Origin of the sequence: Luteococcus sp. (genome assembly GCF_043424415.1) — a bacterium.
GTDB lineage: Bacteria > Actinomycetota > Actinomycetes > Propionibacteriales > Propionibacteriaceae > Luteococcus.
On the sequence record NZ_JBHWOO010000134.1, the window covers coordinates 1 to 2,644 of the forward strand.

Consider the following 2,644-nt stretch of genomic DNA (forward strand, 5'->3'; position numbering starts at 1 on the left):
GTCCCGCCGATCATGTTGCTGGCTCGGTTGCGGGTGCGGGAGATGGCTCGGCTGTTGCGGGAGTCGGACATGACGGTAGGCGAGATCGGGGTCCGGGTGGGGTGGCGGAATCGTGGTCATGCGGCGGAGCAGTTCGCCAAGATCATGGGCGTCACCCCAACCGCATACCGCAACCAGTATCACCAGCGGACCCGGCAGACGGCAGACGATCTGACGGGTTGCTTGTGGTGCGGGCAGCCGCTGCCCGCCCCGGACGATGTCCGGGATACGCGCAGATTAGACGGTGATCTGCGCATTCATGCCTGATCTGCTCGACACAAGCCCCTTACCTGGAGTAGTCGTGGAGGCCACTGCCAGGGTGTTCCATCTGGGGCACGGTGCGCACCTGCAGAGTGAGCCGTCAGTGGGACCCCGGTATCGGGGGCCGCGGCGAGGCAGTGCGGATCGTGCACCATCCGGTTGGGTTGCACGGCTGGGGAAATTTTCCCCCGCCGTGAACCACCCCACCCGCCACCGCCCTGCCCGACTCCGGTCGAAGAGTCGGTGCCGGACATTTTCCGGAACCGTAACCACTCCAACTGTCCCCGTGGGTTCTGGGGTGGGGTGTCCACCTGTGGGGCATGAGGCATGCACGCACCACACCGAACGGGCGGCGGTTGATCGCCGAACCCGTGCCCCGGGGCGAGCCAGACATGGACCGGCTGGTCGCGCTAGTGCTGCACCTCGCCGACCGCCTCCACCACCAGACCGCACCTGTAGCCGACTCGACGACGAGGACCACCAACCATGACGACGACCGCCGACACGAAGATCCTGACCGTCCCGGGTGAGGGGCGGGTGACGGCGGTGACCTACCAGCGGGTCTCCACCAAGGAACAAGCCACCACCAGCGGCCGCGACGAAGGATTCTCCATCCCGGCCCAGCGTGAGGCGAACCGCCGCAAAGCCGAAACCCTCGGCGCCCAGATGGTCGCGGAGTTCGTCGACGCCGGCGAGTCAGCCAGGTCGGCGAAACGGCCGGGGTTGCAGCAGCTACTGGATTACATTGCGACCCATCAGGTCACGTATTGCATCGTGCACAAGGTCGATCGGCTGGCCCGTAACCGGCTCGATGACGTCGACATCCACCGCCAGCTCATCGACGCCGGCGTCCAGTTGGTCTCCGCGACCGAGAACATCGACGAGACCCCGTCGGGGATGCTGCTGCACGGGATCATGTCCTCGATTGCGGAGTTCTACTCCCGCAACCTCGCCGCCGAAGTGACCAAGGGCATGACCCAGAAAGTCGCCGCAGGCGGCACTCCAAGCCGGGCACCGATCGGCTACCGCAACATCCGCAAGCGCGACGCGCAGGGTCGGGAGTACCGGACCGTTGAGATCGACCCCGACCGTGCGCCTCTCATCCGGTGGGTCTTCGAGACCTACGCGGCCGGTGAGCACACCGTCCCTGACCTGTTGGCCGAAGCCACCGCACGAGGATTGACCACGGTGCCGACGCCGAAGCGTCCGTCGGGGCCGGTGGGGCGGTCCACGTTCTTCAAGCTGCTGCGTAATCCGTACTACATCGGACAGGTCCGCTACCAAGGGGCTCTTCACCCCGGCGCCCACGAACCGATCATCGGTGTAGAGACGTGGCAGCAGGTTCAGACTCTTCTGGACACCAGCGCCACCGCCGGCGAACGCCGCCGCAAGCACGACCACTACCTGAAAGGCACCCTGTACTGCGGCACTTGCAAGGCGCGGTTGCAGCTCGACTATGCCCGCAACAAGCAAGGTATTCGCTACGCCTACTACATCTGCAGCGGCCGAGCCACGAAGCGCACCGCCTGTACGCGTAGGGCGGTGCCCGTTGGCGTCGCTGAGCAACTCGTTGCCGACTGCTACCAACAGATCACCATCACCGAACGCAGGTACCAGCAACTCGCAGGGCGGGTCGAAGCCGAGTTCGATCAACGCCTTGCCGAACGCTCCCAGGCCATCGACGACCTCACCGCTACCAAGACCCGGCTAGAGAGCGAGGCGGACAAGCTCCTCGAGGCCCACTTCGCCGATGCCATCGACCTCGACACCCTCAAACGCCACCAAGACCGCATCCGGGTTGCCCTGAACGACGTCACCCGGCGGCTGGAAGCGGAACGGCGTGATCACGAAGGCCCCCGGAAGCACCTCGCCACCGCACTACGACTCCTCGCCGACTGCGCCACCATGTATGAGCGCACCGACGACTTGGGCAAACGGCTCGCCAATCAGGCCTTCTACCAGCGCATCTTCATCACCGAAGACGAAAAAGCGGCGATCCAGCTCAACGAGCCGTTCGCCGCCCTCGCACCCACATCAACCGATGTCAGGTGTTCTAATACATCCAATCTGGTGGGCGATACTGGGATCGAACCAGTGACCTCTTCCGTGTCAGGGAAGCGCGCTACCGCTGCGCCAATCGCCCATGCACCCAAAGGTGCGAGAGGAAATGGAGCGGACGACGGGACTCGAACCCGCGACCCTCACCTTGGCAAGGTGATGCTCTACCAACTGAGCCACGTCCGCACATCGGCCAGGCCGACGAAGGAACACCCTAGTGCTCGGGCGGTTCACTGCGCAAACGAACGGGGCCCCTCGTGGCCGACGTCACCGGCGGGCGCCACCG

At 65.2% G+C, this 2,644-nt stretch carries 2 protein-coding genes, 2 tRNA genes and 1 pseudogene; 2 read left to right on the forward strand and 3 right to left on the reverse strand.

Annotated features, from left to right (window positions below; all coding sequences use genetic code 11):
* Together ACHFFZ_RS08070 and ACHFFZ_RS08075 are read left to right on the forward strand one after the other, a co-directional pair.
* A partial coding sequence (locus ACHFFZ_RS08070) for a helix-turn-helix domain-containing protein (protein ID WP_394276132.1) occupies positions 1–306 on the forward strand: 306 nt, incomplete at its 5' end.
* Between the two features lie 480 nt (positions 307–786).
* A pseudogene (locus ACHFFZ_RS08075) lies at positions 787–1,818 on the forward strand (recombinase family protein); the annotation flags it as partial.
* Between the two features lie 189 nt (positions 1,819–2,007).
* Here ACHFFZ_RS08075 and ACHFFZ_RS08080 read toward each other — a convergent pair.
* From ACHFFZ_RS08080 to ACHFFZ_RS08090, 3 genes are all read right to left on the reverse strand, one after another.
* Positions 2,008–2,148 (reverse strand): hypothetical protein, encoded by a 141-nt coding sequence (locus ACHFFZ_RS08080; RefSeq protein ID WP_207382248.1) that lies wholly within the window; start codon positions 2,146–2,148, stop codon positions 2,008–2,010.
* 220 nt (positions 2,149–2,368) lie between these two features.
* Positions 2,369–2,443 (reverse strand) — tRNA-Val (locus ACHFFZ_RS08085).
* A gap of 25 nt (positions 2,444–2,468) precedes the next feature.
* Positions 2,469–2,544, reverse strand: a tRNA-Gly gene (locus ACHFFZ_RS08090).
* Positions 2,545–2,644: the final 100 nt, after the last annotated feature.